Here is a 22,079-nt window from a genome sequence, read left to right as displayed (position 1 = left end):
CGATCGAGGGCCCGGGGTCCGGGGGCGAAGCCCCCGCACCTCAGACGCCGGAGGGGCTGGATTCCCGGGCTTCACGCCTGCGCACCGCGTCCTCGTCCGTCTCGGAGTCGTACGTCAGCAGCTTCGGCAGTGCCGCCGTGAGCAGCGCGACCGAGGCCACGCACGCCACACCCCCGCTCCAGATCGCGGAGCGGGTCCCCGTCCAGCCCGCCATCGCGCCGGCCCGCACCTGGCCCAGCTGTGGGCCGACGCTGTACGAGAGCACCTCGATGCCCGCCAGCCGGCCCCGCAGCTCCTCCGGGATGGTCTGGTTCCAGATCGTGGAGCGGCCCAGACCGCTGAGCATGTCGCCCGCGCCCGCCACCGCCAGACAGACCAGCACCGGCCACACCCCGCTGAACCACCCGGCCGCCGCGATCGCCAGCCCCCACACCGCGGCCCCGAAGACGACGAACAGCCCGTGCCGCCGCACCCGCGACGTCCAGCCGCTGGTCAGGCCCAGGACCAGCGAGCCGACCGAACCCGCCGCGTACATCAGGCCCAGCGACCATTCGGCGTCCAGCTCGTCCGCGAGGAACGGGAAGATCGTGTTCGGGTAGGCGAAGAACATCGCCGCCAGGTCGACCGCGTACGTCCCCAGCAGCACCGGGCGGCTCCAGGCGTACCTCGCTCCCTCGGCGATGCCGCGCAGCGAGGGCTTCTGGCCGTCGCGGGCGGGCGGAGCGGGCGCCAGGCGCAGACACAGGAGCACGGAGACGGCGAACGTGACCACCGTGACCATGTACGCCGTGGCGTGACCGGCGTAGGCCACCACCAGCCCCGCCACCGCAGGGCCGGTGATCGCGCCGAACTGCCAGCGCAGCGAGTTCAGCGCGGCGGCCGCGGTCAGCTGGTCGTGCGGCACGATCCGGGCCATCAGGGAGTCCAGCGCGGGCCGCTGGAGCCCGGAGAGCGCGGAGACCCCGCCCGCGACGAGGTAGAGCGGCCAGAGCATCGGGTCGGGCAGCGCGGCGTTCACCAGGAGTACGAGAGCGAGCAGCCCCAGCCCCGCCTCGGTGCCCAGGATCACCTTGCGGCGGTCCGCGGAGTCCGCGAGCGCCCCGCCGTACAGGCCGAAGACGACCAGCGGCACCAGCTCGACCGCGCCCATCGCACCGACGGCCAGCGGTGAACCCGTCAGCTCCTTGATCTGGAGCGGCAGCGCGATCAGTGCCATGAAGCTGCCGAAGTAGGTCACCAGGCCCTGGACCCACAGCAGCCGGAAGTCGGCCGAGGAGCGCAGGGGCGAGAGGTCGGGCAGCAGAGCGGCGAGCCGGGCGGCAGGGGAGGGAGCTGAGGTCACGAGGGGTCATGGTCCGACGCCGTAGGTGCCCTGTGCAACAGCTTTTCGCCCCAGCTCCCAGCCTTCGGCCCCCAGCCCCCGGCCCGCCAGCCGCTCCGCCCCCCCGGCATCCCGGGCATTCACCACCGGGCCGGTGGCGGGGCCGTCAGCTGGTCGGCGAGGCGGGACAGCCGGTCCCGGAAGCGGCGGCGGCCGCGCGGCGCGGGGGCGCTGTTCTCCCCGGCCGCCGCGCTCACCAGATGCTGCACGATGTCCAGGTCGACGTCGTCGGCGCCGGTCGCCGCGAGCGTCTCGTGGGCCAGCCCCCGCACCTCCGGATCGCCGTCGTCCAGCGAGAGGACCGTCGCTCCGGCCCGCCGGGCGTCGTGCACCCGCTCCAGCAGTCCGGCGCAGGGCCGCTCCGGGGCCACCAGGAGCAGTGTCTCGCCCCGCCCGGCCGCCTCGATCCGGCCCAGACCGACGGCCAGATGCACCGGATCGCCCGGCTCCACCCGGTGCCGTACGAGCGTGGGCGTCAGCTCCGGCAGCCCGGACCAGGTGGACTCGTCCACCAGATGGGCCGCCAGGTGCCACGGCTCGTACGCCGCCGTCCCCACCAGCAGCAGCCCGCCGCCCTGCGGGACGACGGACGACCTGAGCGACCCGGCGAACCGCCGGGTCGCCGCGGGCCACTCGGTCCCGGCGAGTACTTCACGCAGCAGGGCGACGCGTACGGCATCCATGGCCCGGCATCATGCCGCAGGACCGCCCCCCGCACGGGCGAACGGCGCCGAACCAGCCGAACGGGGGGCGCGCAGTAATGTCGGGCCCATGACTACGAATGACAACGGCAGCGCACCCAAGCCTCCCGCCAAGGACCCCTGGGACCTCCCCGATGTGTCCGGGCTGACCGTCGGTGTGCTCGGCGGCACCGGACCGCAGGGCCGCGGGCTCGCCTACCGCTTCGCCCGCGCCGGGCAGAAGGTGATCATCGGCTCCCGCGCCGCCGACCGCGCGCAGGCCGCCGCCGACGAGCTGGGACACGGTGTCGAGGGCGCGGACAACGCGGAGTGCGCCCGGCGCAGCGACGTCGTGATCGTCGCCGTGCCGTGGGACGGGCACGCCAAGACCCTGGAGTCGCTGCGCGACGAACTCGCGGGCAAGCTCGTCATCGACTGCGTCAACCCGCTCGGCTTCGACAAGAAGGGCGCCTACGCCCTGAAGCCCGCGGAGGGCAGCGCCGCCGAGCAGGCCGCCGCCCTGCTGCCGGAGTCCCGGGTCACCGCCGCCTTCCACCACCTCTCGGCGGTGCTGCTCCAGGACGAGACCGTCGAGGAGATCGACACCGATGTGCTGGTGCTGGGCGAGGCCCGCGCCGACACCGACCTCGTGCAGGCCCTCGCCGGCCGCATCCCCGGCATGCGCGGCGTCTTCGCCGGGCGGCTGCGGGGCGCCCACCAGGTCGAGTCGCTGGTCGCCAACCTGATCTCCGTCAACCGCCGCTACAAGGCGCACGCGGGTCTGCGTATCACCGACGTCTGAGCCGGACGCGCTACCGGCGCACCCTGCGACGAGCGGAAAGGGGCATGAGGGACACTGGACGGGACCGTGCATCACCCCGGACAGGAGCCGATCCCCATGCCCCGCCTCGCTCTCTACGCCATCGCCGTCTGCGTCCTGGCCGTCGTCGCGGCCGTGATCTCGTTCGTCCAGGGCAGCTGGTTCGGCATCGTCTGGGTCCTGCTGGCCGGGCTCTCGTCCAACATGGCGTGGTTCTATCTGCGCCGGCACCGCTCCCAGGCCGCCGCGGGTTAGAAGACTCATGACGATCTTGGTGAGGGGCTGTCCGGCCGTCAGACCGGGTGGCCCCTTCGGTCATGCGGGACGTCGAACGCGTCGGGCCTCACGTCGATGATGGCGTCGCCATGCAGGTTCTGGGCGTCGCCTTGCCCGGGGCTGCGTAGATGCACCGCGTGGTGGTCGACGGTGGGACCCGGGCCCACCAGACTGTGTAGTGTGCCTGAGATGCCCGACCGGGAACAACCGTGAACCGGGACTCCCCGACGTCGTCGGAGTGCGCAGGGAGCGGACGCGCATCCGGTATGCGGTGGCATGGGTACCGTCATGCCCGTCAACTGCCGTGTGCCGGAGCCGTACTCCCGCGTTCGATCAGCCCGGGCAGAGGCACCTGTACGGTGCGGGCCGCGCCGCCGTCGAGCAGTGCGGTCAGCTCGCGTGCGGCGATCCGTCCGAACGCGACCGTGTCCCGGGAAAGTGCGGTCAGCCAGGGGACCGTCAGCCGGCACAGCGCGGAGTCCTCCCACGACACGACCGAGACATCGCCGGGAACGGAGCGGCCGAGGCCCGCGACGACCGTGGCTCCGGCCGCGGCCATCACATCGTTGTCGTAGATGATCGCGGTCGGCGGCGTGGACTGTTCCAGCACTCTGCGGGTGACGGCCGCGCCCTCCGTATCGGAGTAGTCCGTGGTCACCGAGTGGGCCTCGGCCAGCCCGCGCCGGTCGGCCTCGATGCGCAGGGAGCGGATGCGTCGGTCGGTGTGGGCGAGGGAAGGCAGCCCCGCGATGTGCACGATGCGCCGATGGCCCAGCTCGTGCAGCCGGCCGACGATCGCCGCCATGGCGCCCGCATCGTCCGCGCGCACCTGCGAGAGCCCCGGGTGCGGACCCGTGTCGCTGCCGGGCAGGGCCCCGATCACGACTCCGGGCAGCCCGAGTTCGTCCAGCAGGCCGGGGCGGGGGTCGTCCGTACGGGGATCGACGACGAGCACCCCGTCGACGCGGTGCTCCGCCCACCAGCGCCGGTAGACGGCGCACTCGGCCTCGACATCCTCCACCACCTGGAAGAGCAGCCCGAGTTGACGCTCGGCCAGCACCTCCTGGATGCCGGAGATCAGCTGGAGGAAGAACGAGTCCACGCCCAGGCTCGCCGCCGGGCGCGCCACGACCAGCCCCACGGTGGCCGACCCCTCGCCCGACAGCGCGCGGGCGGCGGTGCTCGGCCGCCAGCCCAACTGCTCGGCGACGCGCCGGATCCGGTCCCGGGTGATCTCCGAGACGCCGGGGCGGTCGTTGAGCGCGAAGGAGACGGCGCTCTCCGACACTCCGGCGCGCTGGGCGATGTCCTTCATGGTCGGCCGTCGCGCGGGTGTGCGCTTTGCCGGCCGGGTCTCCTCGGCCGGCGGCCCCTTCGGTGTCACCCGGTGCCCCTCTTCCTGCGTTCCCCGTCGCTCCTGGGAGGCGTGGTGCTCACTCGCCCCCGGTGCATCGTAAGCCTTGCCGGTGCTTTGGTCGACCGAAGTGCTCGGTCAACTAATGCGCTTGAGTGCAAGGCCTCTAAAGCGCATTAGTCAAGCGTCGTCAATAGCTCCATATACCGCTCTGACCTGCAAGTATATGAAAAGTTGAGGCTAACTTCAGGCGAATGTATTGACTTTGCGCCGTGTGCATTGGAAGGTCTGCTGGGCGTACGCAGCCGGAGTGTCGTCGACCTCGGCCTGTCGTCCGCACGCCTGGTCCGAGCAAAGGAGCCGTTCACCGTGCGTATCTCCCGCAGAGCAGTAGCCGCTGCCGCCGTACTCGCCACCGTCCTGCCGCTGAGCGCGTGCGGAGGCGGATCCGGCGACAACTCGTCCGACGCCTCCGGGAAGGTCGAAGGAAAGATCACCTTCCAGACCTGGAACCTGCAGGCGAACTTCAAGGACTACTTCAACGGGGTGATCGCGGACTTCGAGAAGAAGTACCCGGGGACCGAGGTCAAGTGGGTCGACCGGCCGGCCGAGGGCTACGCGGACAAGATCAGCGCCGACGCGGCCGGCGGCACGCTGCCGGACGTCGTCAATGTCTCGCCCGACCTGGTCGCACCGCTGGCCAAGGCGGGGCTCGCACTGGACCTCGACAAGGCGGCGGCGAAGTACCGCAAGGAGTACCTGCCGGGCGCCTGGCAGAGCCACCAGATGCCGGGCATGGAAGGGACCTACGCCTTCCCCTGGTACCTCAACACCGGACCGCTCTTCTACAACAAGTCCCTCTTCAAGGACGCCGGACTCGACCCCGAGAAGCCGCCGACCACCTACGACGAACTCTTCGACGCAGGTCTGGAACTGGCCACCAAGAGCAAGGGCAAGGTCGCCACACTGGCCAACGTGCCCACCATCGAGGACTTCGGCCGCTACGGCGGACAGCTGATGAACAAGGAAGGCACGGGCTTCGCCTTCAATGACGCCAAGGGTGTCGAACTGCTCACCCACTACAAGGAGCTGTACGACGCCAAGGCACTCGACCCGCAGGCGCTGACCGCGACCCCCGAGTCGTCCGGCCACAAGTTCCTGACCGGGTCCGTGGCGATGAACCCGGGCAGCGCACTGGACCTGGAGAACTTCAAGAAGCAGGCCCCGAGTCTCTACAAGAACATCGGGATCACCGACCAGATCAGCAGCACCGGCAAGGCCAACATGTACGTCATGGGCGTCATGGTGAACGCGCAGACGAAGCAGAAGCCGACGGCCGTGGCCTTCGCCCACTACGTGACCGACGCGACGCGGCAGATGGACTTCGCGAAGCAGGTCGCCATCTTCCCGAGCACCGCCGGATCCCTCGACGACCCGTACTTCACCGAGGAGGACGGCACCGATGTGACCCGGGTCCGGATCGCCGCCGCCAAGTCCCTCAAAACGGCGGTCAATTACACGCCGGTGCTCTTCAGCGACCAGATGAAGACCGAGCTGCGCAACCAGGTGGCGAAGGCGCTCCAGGGCAAGCAGAGCCCCAAGGAAGCTCTTGACAACGCTGTCAAGGCCTGCGACCGGCTGCTGCAGCAGAGCTGAGCTCCCCGTGAAGACCCCCCTCGTGAAATCGGCCACGGCAACTCCGCCGATCCGGGACAGCGGCGCAGCGGTACCGGCGGCTCGGGGCGCACGTCCCGGCGACCGCCGGTCCGGCCGGCTCCCCGGCCACCGGATACGCCGCCATCTCCCCTTCAGCCCATGGCTGTTCGCGGCCCCCGGCCTGCTCGTCGTCGGAACCTTCAGCCTGTTCCCGTTCTTCAGCACCCTGGTCAACGCCTTCACGGACCGCCGGACGCTGATGCCCGGGAAGTTCGTCGGCCTGGCGAACTTCCAGGAGCTGATCCACGACGAGATGTTCTGGATCGGGCTGCGGAACAGCACGCTGTACGTGGTCGGAGTCGTGCCCGCCCTCGTTCTCCTGCCGCTGCTCCTGGCGATGCTCGTCCAGCGGAACATCCCCGGCATCACGTTCTTCCGCTCCGCCTTCTACACCCCCGTCGTCGCCTCCATCGTCGTCGTGGGGCTGATCTGGGTGTGGATGCTCGACGACCGGGGGCTGGTCAACGCGGTACTGGAGGCGGTGGGGATCGGCCGGGTCGGCTTCCTGAGCGACCAGTGGCTGCTGCTGCTCAGCGCGATGACGGTCACGGTCTGGAAGGGCCTCGGCTACTACATGATCATCTATCTGGCCGCGCTGGCCAACGTCCCCAGGGAACTCCACGAGGCGGCCTCCGTGGACGGCGCCGGCGCCGTCCGCCGGTTCTTCACCGTGACCGTTCCCGCCGTCCGCTCCACCATGGTCCTCGTCGGGGCGCTGGCGTCGGTCGCCGCCTTCAAGGCGTTCTCCGAGGTCTATCTGATGGCCGGTCCCTCCGGCGGCCCGGCCGGTGAGGACACCACCCTGGTGATGCTCGTCCAGCGCGTCGGCACCGGGCTGACCGGGCGGGTCGGCTATGCCTCCGCGATCTCCGTCGTCATCTTCGTCGTGACGGTCGCTCTGATGCTCCTGGTGCTCCGCGCCGACCGCAAGGAGGACACATGAGCATCCTGACCCTCACCGACGGCGACGGCCGCCGCATCCCGATATGGCAGCTCCTGCTGCGCTACGTCCTGCTGCTCGCCGTACTCGCGCTGACCGTCGGACCGTTCCTGTGGCAGCTCTCGACCTCCCTCAAGGGGCCCGGAGAGGACATCTTCAGCTCCCCGCCGAAGTTCTTCCCCGGCCACCCCACCCTGGACAACTACACGCGGGTCGCCGAGACCATCCCGGCCTGGGACTACGCGCTGAACTCCGTCAAGGTGGCGACCGCCAATGTGGTCACCAACTGCGTCGGCTCCGCGCTGGCCGGCTACGCGCTGGCCAGGATGCGGTACCGGGGGCGCAGGGCCGCGACGCTGGCGTTCATCCTCGCCATGCTCGTACCCGTCGAGGGCATCATCATCGCCCAGTTCACCACCATGCGTGAGCTCGGTCTGAACAACACCCTGATCGGTGTGCTGCTGCCGGGATCCGTCGCCGCGATGAACGTCCTGCTGATGCGCAACGCGTTCCTCAACCTTCCGCACGAGGTGGAGGAGGCTGCGTTCGTCGACGGCGCCAATGTCTGGCAGCGGTTCTTCTGGATCGCCCTTCCCTCGGTCAGAGGCACCCTCGCCGTCGTCGCGATCTTCGCCTTCATGGGGGCCTGGGACGACTTCCTGTGGCCGCTGATCGTGCTGAGCGACCCGGCGAACTTCACCCTGACCATCGGGCTGAACTATCTGCACGGCACGTTCGCGAACGACGAACGGCTCGTCGCCGCGGGCACGATCATCGCCGTGCTCCCGCTCATCGTGCTCTTCGCCTGCCTGCAGCGTTTCTTCTTCCGGGGTGTCGGGGAGGGCGCCGTCAAGGGCTGACCGCCCCCGCCTCCCTCCGCCCCTTCGCACCACAGAACCAGGACACCCGTACCGTATGCCTCACTCCCCGCTGCGCTTCGGCGTCAACTACACACCCAGCCAGGGCTGGTTCCACCACTGGCTGGACTTCGACCTCGACGCCGTGCGCGCCGACCTGGACTCGATCGCCGGCCTCGGCCTCGACCACATCCGGGTCTTCCCGCTCTGGCCGCTCTTCCAGCCCAACCGCACCCTGATCCGGCCGCGCGCCGTCGAGCAGCTCGTCCAGCTCGCCGACGCAGCGGCCGAGCGCGGCCTCGACGTCAATGTGGACGGACTGCAGGGACACCTGTCGAGCTTCGACTTCCTGCCCGCGTGGACGCAGACCTGGCACCGGCGCAACATCTTCACCGACCCGGACGTGGTGGCGGGCCAGGCCGAATACCTGCGTACGCTCGCCGCGGCCCTCGCCGACCGACCGAACTTCATCGGAATGACCCTGGGTAACGAGATCAACCAGTTCTCAGGTCCTCCGCACCCCGACCCGGATCCCATCACCCCCGTACAGGCGGGAAGTTGGCTGCGTACCCTGCTCGCCGCCTGCGAGGAGGGGGCGCCGGGCAAGTTGCATCTGCACGCCGAGTACGACGCCGCCTGGTACCAGGACGACCACGCGTTCACGCCCGCCCACGCGGCCCGGATCGGCGTGGTCACCGCCGTGCACTCCTGGGTCTTCAACGGCACCGCCCAACGGCACGGCCGCACCGGAACCGCCACCGAGCACCACGCCGCGTATCTGATCGAACTGTCCAAGGCGTGGGCCACCGACCCGCACCGGCCCGTCTGGCTGCAGGAGGTCGGTGCCCCCTCGCCACTCATCCCCGCCGAGCACGCCGCCGCGTTCACCGAGGCGACCGTGGCGAACGCACTGGACTGCGAGGACGTGTGGGGCGTCACCTGGTGGTGCTCCCACGACGTGTCCCGGTCGCTGGCAGACTTCCCCGAACTCGAATACAGCCTGGGCCTGTTGACCAACGACCGGCAGGTCAAACCGGCCGGGAAGGCCATTGCCGGGATCGTGGCGGACCGGCGGGACACGGAGTACCGCCCGGCGCCCCGCACCACCGCACTCGTCGTCGACACCGGAGACGACGACACCGCGCCCCGGCGCTCCACATGTGCCCCCGGCGGAGCGTTCTTCGAGGCGTTCGCCCGGCTCACCGCGGACGGGGTCCGGCCCACCGCCGTCCTCGCGAGCCAGGCCGGGAACAAGGAGCACCTGGCCGCGCGCGGCATCACCGACGTCCTCGTCCCGGACCAGGTCCGCTGACGCACCCCTGCCACGCAACCGGACCCGCACCCCAACCCACCACGGAGTCACCCTCATGCATGACGACCGCACCCTGGTCGAAGCCCGTCTCAAGCGCGTTCTCGACGAGCGCATCCGGCCGGCCGTATACCCGCAATCCATACCGTTGGACGTCGCCGTCTGGACTGCGCCGGGCGAGCCCGTACCCGTTGCCGAGGGCCTCGCCGGCCCGACCGCACCGATCGCGGTGGGCGACCGGTGGGGCGCGCCCTGGGGCACCAGCTGGTTCCGGGTCTCCGGAACCGTCCCGCAGGCATGGGCGGGCCGCACCGTCGAGGCACTCCTCGACCTCGGCTTCGACGAGAACATGCCGGGCTTCCAGTGCGAGGGCCTTGTCTACCGGCCCGACGGCACCCCGGTGAAGGGCCTCAACCCGCGCAATCAGTGGGTGCGCATCGCCGCCCCCGTCGCGGGCGGCGAGGAGGTGCTGCTGCACATCGAGGCCGCCTCCAACCCGGTCATACTCGACTACCACCCCTTCCTGCCGACGCAGCTCGGCGACAAGGAGACCGCGGGCAGCGAACCGCAGTACACCCTCGCCCGGATGGATCTCGCCGTCTTCGACGAGAACGTGTGGAACCTCGTCCAGGACCTGGAGGTGCTGGGCGAGCTGATGCAGGAACTTCCCGTCGACGCCGCCCGCCGCTGGGACCTCCTGCGAGCGATCGGCCGCGCCCTCGACGCGGTCGATCTGCAGGACGTGAACGGCACCGCGGCCGCCGCCCGCGCCGAGCTCGCCGACGTCCTCGCCACCCCCGCCGAGCCGTCCGCACACCGCATCAGCGCCGTCGGCCACGCACATATCGACTCCGCCTGGCTGTGGCCGCTGCGCGAGACGGTCCGCAAGGTCGCCCGTACGACGTCCAACATGACCGCTCTCCTGGAGGACGAGCCCGACTTCGTCTTCGCGATGTCCCAGGCCCAGCAGTTCGCCTGGATCAAGGAACACCGTCCCGAGGTCTACGCCAAGGTCAAGAAGGCCGTGGCGGACGGGCGGTTCGTGCCGTCCGGCGGCATGTGGGTCGAGTCCGACACGAACATGCCGGGCTCCGAGGCGATGGCCCGCCAGTTCGTGCACGGAAAGCGGTTCTTCCTCGACGAGTTCGGCATCGAGAACGACGAGGCGTGGCTGCCCGACACGTTCGGATTCGCCGCAGGTCTGCCGCAGATCATCAAGGCGGCGGGCTCCAAGTGGCTGCTCACGCAGAAGATCTCGTGGAGCCAGACCAACAAGTTCCCCCACCACACCTTCCAGTGGGAAGGCATCGACGGCACCCGGATCTTCACCCACTTCCCGCCCGTCGACACCTACAACTGCTCGATGAAGGGCAGCGAGATCGCCCACGCGGCGAAGAACTTCAAGGACAAGGGCGTCGCCCAGCACTCCCTCGCGCCGACCGGCTGGGGCGACGGAGGCGGCGGCACCACGCGCGAGATGGTCGCGAAGGCGGCCAGGATGCGCAGCCTCGAAGGGTCGGCCACCGTGACCTGGGAGACCCCCACCGACTTCTTCACCAAGGCGGAGGCGGAGTACCAGAACGCCCCGGTGTGGGTCGGCGAGCTCTACCTGGAGCTGCACCGCGCCACCCTCACCAGCCAGGCGAGGACCAAGCGGGGCAACCGCCGCAGCGAGCACCTGCTGCGCGAGGCCGAGATGTGGGCCGCCACCGCCGCCGTGCGGACCGGGTTCCCTTACCCGTACGGGCAGTTGGACCGGATCTGGAAGACGGTCCTGCTGCACCAGTTCCACGACATCCTGCCCGGCTCCTCGATCGCCTGGGTGCACCGCGAGGCCGAGAAGACCTACGCGGCCGTCGCCGAGGAACTGAACGGCATCGTGGACGCGGCGCAGCGTGCCCTGGCCGGCGACACCGCGGCGGGAGGGACGCTCCTCTTCAACTCCGCACCGCACACCCGCGGCGGCGTCCCGGCCGGTGGCGCCGCCGCCGCCACCGTGGGCAGCGGCGGACAGCTCGCACCGCGCGAGGCCGGCGGCCACGTACTGGACAACGGCCTGCTGCGGGTCGAGATCGACGGCCGCGGTCTGGTGGTGTCCGTGTACGACATCGGTGCCGAGCGCGAGACCGTGGCGCCCGGCCGGGCGGCCAACCTGCTGCAGATCCACCCCGACTTCCCGAACATGTGGGACGCGTGGGACGTCGACGCGTTCTACCGCAACTCCGTCACCGACCTGACGGACCTGGACGAGCTCACCCCTGTCGAGGACGACGGCTCGGTCGGCGTACGCATCGTCCGCAGCTTCGGCGACTCGAAGGTCACCCAGCTGCTGACACTGGCCCCGGGCGCCAAAAGGCTCGACATCGACACCGAGGTCGACTGGCACGAGACGGAGAAGTTCCTCAAGGCCGCGTTCCCGCTGGACATCCATGCCGAGCGGTACGCCTCCGAGACACAGTTCGGCCACTTCTACCGGGCCACCCACACCAACACCAGTTGGGAGGCGGCCAAGTTCGAGGCATGCAACCACCGCTTCGTCCACGTGGAGGAGCCGGGCTGGGGCGTCGCGCTCGTCAACGACTCGACCTACGGCCACGACGTGACCCGTACAGTTCGCGACTCCGATGCCGGGACGACCACCACCGTCCGGGTGTCCCTGCTGCGTGCCCCGCGTTTCCCCGACCCCGAGACCGACCAGGGCGTGCACCGCTTCCGCCACGCGCTCGTGCCCGGCGCGACGATCGGCGACGCGGTCCGCGAGGGCTTCCGGATCAACCTTCCGGAGCGCCGGGTGGCCGGCGACCGTGAGGTGGCACCACTCGTGACCGTCGACAACGATGCGGTCGTCGTCAGCGCGGTGAAGCTGGCCGACGACGCGAGCGGCGATGTGGTCGTACGGCTCTACGAGTCGACGGGCGGCCGCGCCAGGGTCCGGCTCGGTGTGGGATCCGAGCTCGGTGACCTCGTGGCGACCGACCTGCTGGAGCGGCCGCTGACCGGGGCGACGGTACCGGAGCGGGCGGGCGACGGCGTACAGCTGACGCTGCGCCCGTTCGAGCTGATCACGCTGCGGTTCGGGCGCAGCTGATGCGTGCCGCTGACGCATCGCTGCTCATCAGCCGCTGAGGGGATGGCCGGACTGCGGCGGAAAGCCATGAGCTTTCTCGTGAGTACGCCGCAGGCCGGCCGGCCACGGTCCGCCCCGACCGGCGCTCGGGCCGCCGGAGGCGGGCGAACACGTCTCCGGCCCCGCCGCCCCCCGCGACCGGGTGCTGTCCTGGGCCTGCGCCCGACACGGCTTCGAGCCCGTCCACGCCATGCGTACGGACGACGGTCCGAGCGATCCGGTCATGCGGACAGCGCTCTTCAGCACTCGCGAGACGCGGTCCAGCTCCTCGCACGCCTCGGCCACACCGCGGAGTTTCCGGCCGCCAGGCATGCTGCGGGTGGGGCAGGTGCTCGACGACAAGGTCACGCACGTTGTCGAGCACCTGGTCCGCATCCCATTCGGCCCGCCCCCCCGGACCTCCAGGGGGCGGGCCGCAGACCGCCCTCGTCAGCCGTTGACCGCGCAGAACGGATCGGCCGTCCGCCAGAAGCGGTAGGTGTCGAAGCCGCAGTACGTCGTGGCGTCGCTGATGCCCAGCGCCCGCAGCAGGGCGTGGATCACGTCGAAGAACGAGTGGTTGAGCTCGGGGATCCACAGGAGGGCGAAGATCGCGATCAGTCCGAACGGGGCGAACGGCTCGACCTGCCGCCGGATCCGGTGCGGGAGCCAGGGCTCGATCACGCCGTAGCCGTCCAGCCCCGGGACCGGGAGGAAGTTGAGGATCGCCGCGGTGACCTGGAGCAGCGCCAGGAACCCGAGCGCGTACTGGAAGGCGACCGGGACACCGTCCAGCGCGTGCAGCCAGAACGGCGCCGTGCAGACGAGCGCGAACAGCACGTTCGTCAGCGGCCCCGCCGCCGAGATCAGGCTGTGCCTCCAGCGCCCGCGGATCCGGCCCCGCTCGATGAACACCGCACCACCGGGCAGCCCGATCCCGCCCATGATCACGAACAGCACCGGCAGCACGATGCTCAGCAGCGCGTGGGTGTAATTCAGCGGATTCAGGGTCAGATAGCCCTTCGCCCCGATGGAGATGTCCCCGCTGTGCAGCGCGGTACGGGCGTGCGCGTACTCGTGCAGACAAAGCGAAACCACCCAGGCCGCCGTCACGAAGAGGAAGAGCGGGATCCCGGGCCACTGTGTGAAATCCGTCCACACCGCCCAGCCCGAGACCGCCGTCACGGCGACGATTCCGAGGAAGACCGGGCTGATCCGCCGGTCGCTGCGGGCTGCTGCGGTGGTCATCGGCGGACTCCAGGTGGCTGGCCGGGCGGGGGCGTGGCGGGGCGGGCGTGACATGGCGGGGCGGACGGCGAGTGCGACCGTACAGGCGACACGTCACAAACGTCTCGCGCGGGGGCGGTGGTTCCGTGAAGGGTGGGGGCATGACGAGCGATCCCGGCACACGGCGAACACGGATACGGACGTACATGCGTCCACTTCCCGATTTCGGTCACGGAGAATAGGCGCGTGCGCTACTGCATCCTCGGGACCACCCAGGCACTCCGCGACGACGGCACGGCCGTCGCCATCGGCGGGGCGCGGCTGCGTGCCCTGCTCACCGTCCTGGCGCTGCGCCCCGGCCGCACCGTCCCGGCGGCCGTGCTCGTCGACGAGGTGTGGGACGGCGATCCGCCGGCCGACGCGGTGGGCGCGCTTCAGGCGCTCGTCGGACGGCTCCGGCGGGCCCTCGGGCATTCCGCGATCACCTCCGCGGAGAGCGGCTACCGGCTCGCCGCCGAGCCGGACGCGGTCGACCTTTACCGCTTCGAGCGGCTCGCGGGGGAAGGGGCGCGGGCGCTGGCGGAGGGCGACGCGGCGAAGGCCCGGACCGTGCTCGACGACGCGCTCGCCCTGTGGCGCGGACCGGCCCTGGCCGATCTGCCCGGCCACGGCGCCGTCGCGGCCCGCTGGGCGGCCCGTCGGCTGGACGCCCGCCGCAGCGGGCTCGCCGCGGCCCTCGCGCTCGGCCGCGCGGACGAGGCCCTGCCCGAACTGGCCGCGCTCTGCGCCGAGCACCCGATCGACGAACCTCTCCAGGCGTTGCGGCTGCGGGCCCTGCGCGACGCCGGGCGTACGGCGCAGGCGCTGGCGGCCTACGACGAGGTGCGCACCGTCCTCGCCGACCGCCTCGGTACCGACCCCGGCCCCGAACTGCGCTCCCTGCACGCCGAGTTGCTCCGCCAGGACGGGGCGCGCCCGGCCACAGCGGCTACGAGGGCCGAGGCGGCGGCGACCACGGCAGCCGGCCCGCACCGGCCCTCCCATCCCCGGCCTCCCACCGCCCCGCCCCCGCACACGAACCTCCGGGCCAGGCTCACCAGCTTCGTCGGGCGCGAGGGCGATATCGACGCCCTGCGCGAGGACCTCTCGCACGCCCGGCTCGTCACCCTCCTGGGCCCCGGCGGCGCGGGCAAGACCCGGCTCTCCCAGGAGGCCGCCGAGTCCGTCGCACCCGCCTGGCCGGACGGCGTCTGGCTGGCCGAACTCGCCCCCGTCGACGACCCCGAGGCCGTACCGGAGGCCGTGCTGACCGCGCTCGGCGGCCGCGAGACCGTGCTGCGCGGGGCGGGCGCCGAGGAGTTCAGGGTCGCCGAAGGGAACGCGGGCGACCCCCTCGTACGCCTCACCGAGCACTGCTCCCGGCGCCGCATGCTGCTGCTCCTGGACAACTGCGAGCACCTCGTCGGGGCCGCCGCCGCCCTCGCCGACCATCTGCTCGCCCATTGCCCCGGCGTCACCGTGCTCGCGACCAGCCGTGAACCCCTCGGGGTGCCGGGAGAGTTCGTCCGCCCCGTGGACCCGCTGCCCGACCCGATGGCGCTGCGGCTGCTCGCCGACCGCGGGGCCGCCGCGAAGCCCGGCTTCCGGATCGACGCCGACGAGGAGACCGCCGCTGCCGCCGCCGAGATCTGCCGCCGCCTCGACGGACTGCCGCTCGCCATCGAACTCGCAGCCGCCCGGCTGCGGATGCTCACCCCGCGCCAGATCGCCGACCGGCTCGACGACCGGTTCCGCCTGCTCACCAGCGGGGCCCGTACCGTACTGCCCCGCCAGCAGACCCTGCGCGCCGTCGTCGACTGGTCCTGGGATCTCCTGCACGCCTCCGAACACGCCGTACTGCGCAGGCTGTCGGTCTTCGCGGGCGGCTGCACCCTGGACGCGGCCGAGGCCGTCTGCGCGGACGGGCCGCAGGACGCGCGCGAGGTCGCCGGGGTGCTCGGCTCGCTCGTCGACAAGTCCCTCGTCGTCGCCACGCCCGCCGACGACGGCGAGATGCGCTACCGGCTGCTGGAGACCGTCGGTGAGTACGCCGCCGAACGGCTCGACGGGGCAGGGGAACGGGACACCGTGGAACGGCACCACCTGGTGTACTTCCGGGAGCTGGCCCGCGCCGCGGAGCCCGGACTCCGCGGCGCCGGACAGCGGTCCGTCATCGAACTCCTCCAGCGCGAGTACGAGAATCTGCGCACCGCCCTGCGCCGCGCCGTCGCCGCCCGCGACGAGCAGGAGGCGCTCTGCATGGTGCTCTCGCTGTGCTGGTACTGGCAGATGCGCGATCTGCGGGCCGACGCGCGGCAGTGGGCCGACGCGACCGCGGCACTGGGCCCCGACCCCTTCGCCCCGCCCGCCGAGCCCGCGCCCGACCTCTTCGAACGCTGCACCGACGCACCGCCGCCCATGAGGCCCGAACTGCTCCAGGAGGCCCGCCGCCAGGTGGCCCTGATCCAGCTGGCCAGCATGGACCACGCCAAGGACGAGTGGGCCGACGAGCGGAGCATGGCCCGGCTGCGCGTCGTCGCGCGCACCTACCGGCCGGGCCAGCCGCAGACCTGCCGCACCCCGGCGTCGCTCTGGTTCTTCGCGGTCATGCTCACCGGGGACGCGAGCGACCTGCGCGAGCTGCTGAACGAAACGGTCCGTGCCAGCAGGGAGTTCGGATACGAGTGGGAGCTGGCCGCGGCCCTCCAGATGCGGGCCAATGTGCTGGCCAACCGGCCCGAATGGGCGGGCGAGGCGCAGACGGACGCCGACGAGAGCCTGGAGATCTTCAGCCGGCTCGGCGACGACTGGGGCGCCGCCGAATCGCTCTCCTCCCGGGGCGAGGCCAACGAGAGGCGGGGCGCTTACACCTGCGCGGCCGAGGACTACCAGGCCGCCATCGGCTATGCGGAGAAGCTCGGTGCCCAGTCCCAGGTATCGGTCCTGCGCACCAGATACGCGTCCGTTCTCAGTGAACTGGGCCGTGGCGCGGAGGGCGAGGCGATCCTGCGCGAGGTGCTCGCCGAGGGGCGTCAGGCCGGACACGAGGCGATGCCCGCAGCCCAGCTCTTTCTCGCCATGTGGCTGGGCCGCAGCGGTCGTACGGGCGAGGCGCGCGAACAGCTGACGGCGCTGCGCGAGGAGTTCAGCTCCCGGACGGTGGCGATCTTCGAGGGGTTCGTGCTGGGCGGACTGGCCTGGCTGGACAACCAGGACGGGCTGTACGCCGATGCCCTGCCCCGCGGCCTGGAGGCGCTGACCCTCTCCCGCGACCGGCTGTCGCAGATGGTGGCGCCGCAGATGTCCGTCATCCATCTCGTCACCATCGCACGGGCGTTGGGCGGGCTCGGCGGCGAGCGGCGGGCCGTGCTCGCGGCCCGGCTGCTGGGGGCCGGCAAGGGGCTGCTGCCCAAGGGCCATGTGCAGACGTCGATGGAGCGGCAGGACTACGCGCAGGCGGAGGAACTGGCCGTCGCCGTCCTCGGCCGGGCCGCCTACGACGCCGCGTACGCCGAGGGCGGCGGCCTCTCCCTGGAGGAGGCCACCGCCCTCGTCGACGCGCACCGGGACTGAGATCGCCGGGTCCGGTCCCCGGCCGGGCCGGTGGTCAGGACTTCTTGCGGAACTTGGCGACCGCGAGAGGCGCCATCACCGCGGTCAGCACCGCGGCCCAGCCGAGCGTCACCCACACCGAGTGGGCGATCGGTCCGCCCATCATCAGCCCGCGCGCCGCGTCCGCCAGATTGGAGAGCGGGTTGTACTCGGTGAACGACTGGAGCCAGCCGGGCATCGTCTTGGTCGGGGCGAAGATCGAGGAGCCGAACTGGAGCGGCATCAGCACGAGCATCCCCATTCCCTGAACCGCCTGGGCCGTCTTCATGGTCAGTCCGAGCAGGATGAAGATCCACATGATGGCGGCACCGAACACCGCCGACAGCGCGACCGCCTCGATCAGCCCGAGAACCGAGGTCTGCAGCTCCATGCCGAGCGCGAATCCCATGGCCAGCAGGATCAGGGTGGCGACCATCATCCGGCCGAGCTCGACGACGATCTTGGCGATGAGCACCGAGGAGCGGGCGATCGGCATCGTCCGGAACCGGTCCATGACGCCCTTGCGGAAGTCGTCGTTGACGCCGGTGCCGACCGCCATGGCGATGTTCATGCCCATCATCGCCATCAGACCGGGGATCAGATAGTTCAGATACTCCTGCCGGCCGCCGCCCATGCTGCCGCCGACCGAGCCGCCGAACACGTACACGAACAGCAGCGTGAAGATGATCGGCATCAGGAGCGCGTCGAACATCGACTCCGGATCCTTCTTGATCTGGAGCAGATTGCGCCGCACCAGCGCACCGATGTGCCGCAGATTGCTGCGCAGTCCGATCCGGCCCTCGTCGTGGACCGGCTTCACCCGGGCGGGCGCGGCGGGGGCGGGCTTCAGGGTCGTCGTGCTCATGCCGCGACCTCCTCGGGGATCGTGTCGGTGGCGGAAGTGCTCTTCTCGCCGGTGATGGCGAGGAAGACCTCGTCCAGGCTGGGCAGCGCGGTGGCGACATGCGCCAGCGAGAAGCCCCGGGTACCGAGCAGGCCGATGACGGCGGTCAGCTGCTCGTCGCTGAGGATCGGTACGTACAGCAGTCCCTCGTCCGGGACGGCCTGCGCGCCCGCGACCCCGTCGAGACCGGCTTCTCTGATCGCCTGCGCCATCGCGGGCAGTTCGGCGGGGAGCGAGGGCCGGATCTGCAGGGTGCGGCCGCCGACCTTCGCCTTGAGCTCGTCGACGCCGCCGCGGGCGATGATCCTGCCCTTGTCGATGACGGTCAGCTCATTGGCGAGCTGCTCGGCCTCTTCCATGTACTGGGTGGTGAGCAGGACGGTCGCCCCCTCCGCGACCATCCGCTGCACCTCGTCCCAGACCTCGTTACGGGTACGGGGGTCGAGCCCCGTCGTCGGCTCGTCCAGATACAGGACGGCCGGGCTGCCGATCATGGAGGCGGCCAGGTCGAGCCGGCGCCGCATGCCGCCGGAGTAGTCCATCGCGGCACGCTTGGCCGCGTCCGTGAGCGAGAACCGCTCCAGCAGCTCGTCGGCGCGGGACCGAGCCTTCTTGCGGGGCAGATCGAGCAGCCGCCCGATCATGTAGAGGTTCTCCCAGCCGGAGAGCTTCTCGTCGACCGAGGCGTACTGCCCGGTCAGGCCGATGGTGCGGCGCAGCTGCCGGGGCTGCTTCACCACGTCGTAACCCGCCACGACGGCGTGTCCGGCGTCGGGGACGATCAGGGTGGAGAGGCAGCGTACGAGCGTGGTCTTGCCGGCTCCGTTGGGGCCGAGCACACCGAGCACGGTGCCCTCGCGGACATCGAGGTCCACGCCGTCCAGAGCCTTGGTCTCGCCGTAGTGCTTGACCAGTCCCCGGACCTCGACGGCGTTGGGGCCGCTCCTGGGGTTCTTGTCGATTCGCGTCATGCCCACTATGACACCAGGCGCCACCGACAATCCACCGACAGCAGGCCGACAGCCCGCCGATGGGGGATGTCGGCGGGCTGTCGGTGGTGCCGGTGGTGGTCCGTGCCCGGGCCTTCTCTGCCGGTCAGGCCCGGGTCTGAACTGTCCGGACTAGTGGAAGGTGTGCTCCGGGGCCGGGAAGGCGCCTGACACGACCTCCTCGGCGAACTCCTTGGCCGCGTCACCGAGCACCTTGCGCAGGTTCGCGTACTGCTTGGTGAAGCGCGGCACCTTGCCGCCGGTCAGCCCGACCATGTCGGTGTAGACCAGCACCTGGGCGTCCGTGTCGGAACCGGCGCCGATGCCGATGGTCGGGATGTGCAGGGTGCGGGTGACCTCGGCGGCCAGCTCGGCCGGTACGAGCTCCAGGACGACGGCGAACGCGCCCGCGTCCTGCACGGCCTTGGCGTCGCGCAGCAGCTGCTGGGCGGCCTCCTCGCCGCGGCCCTGCACCCGGTAGCCCATGGCGTTGACGGACTGCGGGGTCAGACCGATGTGGGCCATGACCGGGATACCGGCGTCGACCAGCAGCCGGATCTGCTCGTGGCTGCGCTCACCGCCCTCCAGCTTGACCGCACCGACCCCGGCGTCCTTGATCAGCCGGGTGGCGTTGCGCAGGGCCTGGACGGGCCCTTCCTGGTACGCCCCGAAGGGCAGGTCGGCGACGATCAGGGCGCGCCTGGTGCCCCGTACGACAGCGGCGGAAAGGATGGTCATCTCGTCCATCGTGACGGGCACGGTGGTCTCGTAACCGAGATGGCAGTTGCCCATGGAGTCGCCGACGAGCATGACCGGGATGCCGGCCTCGTCGAAGACGGACGCGGTCATCGCGTCGTAGGCGGTGAGCATGGGCCACTTCTCGCCGCGCTCGGTGGCGGCGGCGATGTCATGGATGGAGATGCGGCGGGTGCTCTTGCCTCCGTACAGCGCCTTGCTGCTGTCGGTGGGGGCTCCCGCGGGGGATGCGGCGGATTTGCTCTGCGCAGCCTGAAGCGACATTGCCAACGGCTCCTTCGTCATCTCGAGGCGCCCTGACGGCGTCCCCGGACCGGTTCCATGGTTGCATCCCCCGGCCGTCCGCGGGAAGTGGGCCCGCACACGTGCCCCGGGATGGCGTCCGCGCATGTCCCCCGGGAGGCGCCCGGCGGTAAAAACTTTATAATACGAGACGGTCTCGTATTGAAATCGTATTAGGGTCCTGGCATGTCCATACCGTCGGGCGCCCGTGCCGCCCTGCCCCAGGTTCCCGAAGCGGTCCACCGCCGCCGCTGGGCGATCCTCGTCGTTCTGATGTTCAGCCTGCTCATCGTGGTGCTGGACAACTCGATCCTGAACGTCGCGGTCAAGACCATCGCCAGTCCCGCACCCACCGGCCTCGGTGCCACCCAGAGCGAGCTGGAGTGGGCGATCAACGCCTACACGCTCGTCTTCGCCGGACTCCTGTTCACCGCGGGCCTGCTCGGTGACCGCATCGGCCGAAAGAAGGTGCTGCTCTTCGGCATCCTCCTCTTCGGCGTCGGTTCCGCCTTCGCCGCCATGTCCGGCTCGCCCGGCGAGCTGATCACCTGGCGTGCCGTGATGGGCTTCGGTGCCGCGTTCGTCATGCCGTCCACGCTCGCCGTCCTGATGAACGTCTTCGAGCGCGACGAGCAGCCCAAGGCCATCGGCATCTGGGCAGGCAGCGTCGGCCTCGCCATCGCGATCGGCCCGATCACCGGCGGACTGCTGCTCGAACACTTCTGGTGGGGCTCGATCTTCCTGGTCAATGTGCCCGTGGTGATCGTCGCGCTGATCGCGATGGTCCTGCTGGTGCCGGACTCCAAGGACCCGAACCCGGGCCGGACGGACCCGGTCGGCGTGCTGCTGTCCGTCGTCGGCCTGGTCCTGCTGGTGTACGGCATCATCCGCGGCGGCCAGCTCGCCGACTTCGCCGACCCCGTCGTGCTCCTCTCGATCGTCGGCGGTCTGATCGTCCTGGTCGTGTTCGTCCTGCACGAGAAGCGCACCGGCCACCCGGCCATCGACGTCTCGTACTTCAAGGATCCGTCGTTCTCCGCGGCCGTCGCCGCCATAGCACTGGTCTTCTTCGCGCTGATGGGCGTGACCTTCTTCTCCGCCTTCTACATGCAGAGCGTGCGCGGCTGGAGCGCGCTGCAGGCCGGTCTGCTGATCCTGCCGCTGGCCGTCGCCCAGATGATCTTCGCGCCGCGCGCCCGGCTGGTCGTCGACCGGTTCGGCGCCCGCATGGTCTGCACCGTCGGCATGCTGCTGGTCGCGCTCGGCCTCGCGGCGTTCGCGCTGTTCGACGCGACCACACCGGTCTGGGTGCTGTGTGTGCTCTTCTTCGTCCAGGGCACGGGCATGGCGCATGTGATGACGCCGGTCACGGTCTCCGTGATGCAGGCGCTGCCCAGGGAGAAGGCCGGTTCCGGATCGGCCGTCAACAACACGTTCCGGCAGGTCGGCGGGGCGCTCGGGATAGCCGTGCTCGGCTCGGTCCTGTCCACCGTCTACCGCGGCGCCATCGAGGGGCACCTCGGCGCGCTTCCGGCCGGTGCGAGGGAGGCGGCGGGGGAGTCGATCGAGGCGACGCTCGGCATCGCGGACAAGCTGGGCGCGGAGGGGGCTCCGCTGATCGCCGCGGCGAACGACGCGTTCCTGAAGGCGATGCATGTCACCGCCGTCGGTTCGGCGACCATCGCGCTGGTGGGCGCCCTCGTGGTCGCGATGTTCCTGCCGGGGAGGACGCCCGCCGGACCGGAGTCCGGCGGCTCGGGCGAGGAGGAACGGCCGGTACGTGCCGGGGCGGGCCGGTGACGTCCCCGGAAAGCTGAGAACGCCGCCCCCGGGTTCCGGACGGACCCGCCGG

General features: G+C 70.8%; 16 protein-coding genes and 1 pseudogene. 9 read left to right on the top strand and 8 right to left on the bottom strand.

The window, feature by feature from the left end; genetic code table 11:
- Positions 1–40: 40 nt before the first annotated feature.
- Positions 41–1,342, bottom strand: coding sequence for an MFS transporter (locus tag OG507_RS11400; RefSeq protein WP_327367067.1), 1,302 nt, complete (start codon positions 1,340–1,342; stop codon positions 41–43).
- 119 nt (positions 1,343–1,461) lie between these two features.
- Positions 1,462–2,064 carry a hypothetical protein gene (locus OG507_RS11395; RefSeq protein WP_327367066.1) on the bottom strand — a complete coding sequence of 201 codons (603 nt, stop codon included), beginning with the start codon at positions 2,062–2,064 and terminating at the stop codon, positions 1,462–1,464.
- A gap of 88 nt (positions 2,065–2,152) precedes the next feature.
- Between OG507_RS11395 and npdG the strand changes: the two genes are divergently transcribed.
- Positions 2,153–2,863: an NADPH-dependent F420 reductase gene (gene npdG / locus OG507_RS11390; protein WP_327367065.1), complete on the top strand. Its 711-nt coding sequence runs from the start codon at positions 2,153–2,155 to the stop codon at positions 2,861–2,863.
- 96 nt (positions 2,864–2,959) lie between these two features.
- Complete coding sequence (locus OG507_RS11385) at positions 2,960–3,136, top strand: hypothetical protein (protein WP_327367064.1); 177 nt, start codon at positions 2,960–2,962, stop codon at positions 3,134–3,136.
- A gap of 59 nt (positions 3,137–3,195) precedes the next feature.
- Here OG507_RS11385 and OG507_RS11380 read toward each other — a convergent pair.
- Both OG507_RS11380 and OG507_RS11375 read right to left on the bottom strand, forming a co-directional pair.
- A pseudogene (locus tag OG507_RS11380) lies at positions 3,196–3,348 on the bottom strand (phytanoyl-CoA dioxygenase family protein); the annotation flags it as partial.
- Positions 3,349–3,452: 104 nt separating this feature from the next.
- Complete coding sequence (locus OG507_RS11375) at positions 3,453–4,472, bottom strand: LacI family DNA-binding transcriptional regulator (RefSeq protein ID WP_327371936.1); 1,020 nt, start codon at positions 4,470–4,472, stop codon at positions 3,453–3,455.
- A gap of 408 nt (positions 4,473–4,880) precedes the next feature.
- Between OG507_RS11375 and OG507_RS11370 the strand changes: the two genes are divergently transcribed.
- The 5 genes from OG507_RS11370 to OG507_RS11350 all read left to right on the top strand — a co-directional run bounded on the left by OG507_RS11370 (position 4,881) and on the right by OG507_RS11350 (position 12,421).
- Entirely contained in the window at positions 4,881–6,167 is a 1,287-nt protein-coding gene (locus tag OG507_RS11370; RefSeq protein WP_327367063.1) for an ABC transporter substrate-binding protein, read from the top strand.
- Between the two features lie 133 nt (positions 6,168–6,300).
- Positions 6,301–7,170, top strand: a complete 870-nt coding sequence (locus tag OG507_RS11365; RefSeq protein ID WP_327371935.1) for a carbohydrate ABC transporter permease — start codon at positions 6,301–6,303, stop codon at positions 7,168–7,170.
- Positions 7,167–8,027, top strand: a complete 861-nt coding sequence (locus OG507_RS11360) for a carbohydrate ABC transporter permease (protein ID WP_327367061.1) — start codon at positions 7,167–7,169, stop codon at positions 8,025–8,027. Before OG507_RS11365 ends, OG507_RS11360 begins: the two co-directional genes overlap by 4 nt.
- 55 nt (positions 8,028–8,082) lie before the next feature.
- Positions 8,083–9,336, top strand: coding sequence for a glycoside hydrolase 5 family protein (locus OG507_RS11355; RefSeq protein WP_327367060.1), 1,254 nt, complete (start codon positions 8,083–8,085; stop codon positions 9,334–9,336).
- A 55-nt stretch (positions 9,337–9,391) separates the two neighbouring features.
- A complete protein-coding gene (locus tag OG507_RS11350; protein WP_327367059.1) occupies positions 9,392–12,421 on the top strand; it encodes an alpha-mannosidase in 3,030 nt (1,009 codons plus the stop codon).
- Between the two features lie 468 nt (positions 12,422–12,889).
- Here OG507_RS11350 and OG507_RS11345 read toward each other — a convergent pair whose 3' ends face one another.
- Entirely contained in the window at positions 12,890–13,687 is a 798-nt protein-coding gene (locus tag OG507_RS11345; protein WP_327367058.1) for a site-2 protease family protein, read from the bottom strand.
- A gap of 225 nt (positions 13,688–13,912) precedes the next feature.
- Between OG507_RS11345 and OG507_RS11340 the strand changes: the two genes are divergently transcribed.
- Positions 13,913–17,278, top strand: coding sequence for an AfsR/SARP family transcriptional regulator (locus OG507_RS11340; RefSeq protein WP_327367057.1), 3,366 nt, complete (start codon positions 13,913–13,915; stop codon positions 17,276–17,278).
- Between the two features lie 34 nt (positions 17,279–17,312).
- On the opposite strand, the gene OG507_RS11335 is transcribed toward OG507_RS11340, so the two are convergent.
- The 3 genes from OG507_RS11335 to panB all read right to left on the bottom strand — a co-directional run bounded on the left by OG507_RS11335 (position 17,313) and on the right by panB (position 20,209).
- The gene (locus OG507_RS11335; protein WP_327367056.1) at positions 17,313–18,161 is read right to left on the bottom strand and encodes an ABC transporter permease; all 849 of its coding nucleotides are present in this window, start codon (positions 18,159–18,161) and stop codon (positions 17,313–17,315) included.
- Complete coding sequence (locus OG507_RS11330) at positions 18,158–19,171, bottom strand: ATP-binding cassette domain-containing protein (RefSeq protein WP_327367055.1); 1,014 nt, start codon at positions 19,169–19,171, stop codon at positions 18,158–18,160. Before OG507_RS11330 ends, OG507_RS11335 begins: the two co-directional genes overlap by 4 nt.
- A 150-nt stretch (positions 19,172–19,321) precedes the next feature.
- On the bottom strand, positions 19,322–20,209 hold the full coding sequence (panB, locus tag OG507_RS11325) for a 3-methyl-2-oxobutanoate hydroxymethyltransferase (RefSeq protein WP_327367053.1): 888 nt from the start codon (positions 20,207–20,209) through the stop codon (positions 19,322–19,324).
- A 204-nt stretch (positions 20,210–20,413) separates the two neighbouring features.
- On the opposite strand from panB, the gene OG507_RS11320 reads away from it, so the two are divergent.
- Positions 20,414–22,027: an MFS transporter gene (locus OG507_RS11320; RefSeq protein ID WP_327367051.1), complete on the top strand. Its 1,614-nt coding sequence runs from the start codon at positions 20,414–20,416 to the stop codon at positions 22,025–22,027.
- Positions 22,028–22,079 lie beyond the last annotated feature (52 nt).

This window comes from Streptomyces sp. NBC_01217, assembly GCF_035994185.1.
Classification (GTDB): Bacteria; Actinomycetota; Actinomycetes; order Streptomycetales; family Streptomycetaceae; genus Streptomyces.
Note: the sequence above shows the minus strand (reverse complement) of the source record. Positions and strands in the feature narration are given on the sequence as shown.

What these genes read in the sequence shown, in the direction of transcription:
- OG507_RS11345 (WP_327367058.1), bottom strand. Translation starts at nt 13,687, where the DNA reads ATGACCACCGCAGCAGCCCGCAGCGACCGGCGGATCAGCCCGGTCTTC.
- npdG (WP_327367065.1), top strand. Translation starts at nt 2,153, where the DNA reads ATGACTACGAATGACAACGGCAGCGCACCCAAGCCTCCCGCCAAGGAC.
- OG507_RS11395 (WP_327367066.1), bottom strand. Translation starts at nt 2,064, where the DNA reads ATGGATGCCGTACGCGTCGCCCTGCTGCGTGAAGTACTCGCCGGGACC.
- OG507_RS11320 (WP_327367051.1), top strand. Translation starts at nt 20,414, where the DNA reads ATGTCCATACCGTCGGGCGCCCGTGCCGCCCTGCCCCAGGTTCCCGAA.
- OG507_RS11360 (WP_327367061.1), top strand. Translation starts at nt 7,167, where the DNA reads ATGAGCATCCTGACCCTCACCGACGGCGACGGCCGCCGCATCCCGATA.
- OG507_RS11335 (WP_327367056.1), bottom strand. Translation starts at nt 18,161, where the DNA reads ATGAGCACGACGACCCTGAAGCCCGCCCCCGCCGCGCCCGCCCGGGTG.
- OG507_RS11375 (WP_327371936.1), bottom strand. Translation starts at nt 4,472, where the DNA reads ATGAAGGACATCGCCCAGCGCGCCGGAGTGTCGGAGAGCGCCGTCTCC.
- OG507_RS11350 (WP_327367059.1), top strand. Translation starts at nt 9,392, where the DNA reads ATGCATGACGACCGCACCCTGGTCGAAGCCCGTCTCAAGCGCGTTCTC.
- panB (WP_327367053.1), bottom strand. Translation starts at nt 20,209, where the DNA reads ATGTCGCTTCAGGCTGCGCAGAGCAAATCCGCCGCATCCCCCGCGGGA.
- OG507_RS11385 (WP_327367064.1), top strand. Translation starts at nt 2,960, where the DNA reads ATGCCCCGCCTCGCTCTCTACGCCATCGCCGTCTGCGTCCTGGCCGTC.
- OG507_RS11355 (WP_327367060.1), top strand. Translation starts at nt 8,083, where the DNA reads ATGCCTCACTCCCCGCTGCGCTTCGGCGTCAACTACACACCCAGCCAG.
- OG507_RS11330 (WP_327367055.1), bottom strand. Translation starts at nt 19,171, where the DNA reads ATGACGCGAATCGACAAGAACCCCAGGAGCGGCCCCAACGCCGTCGAG.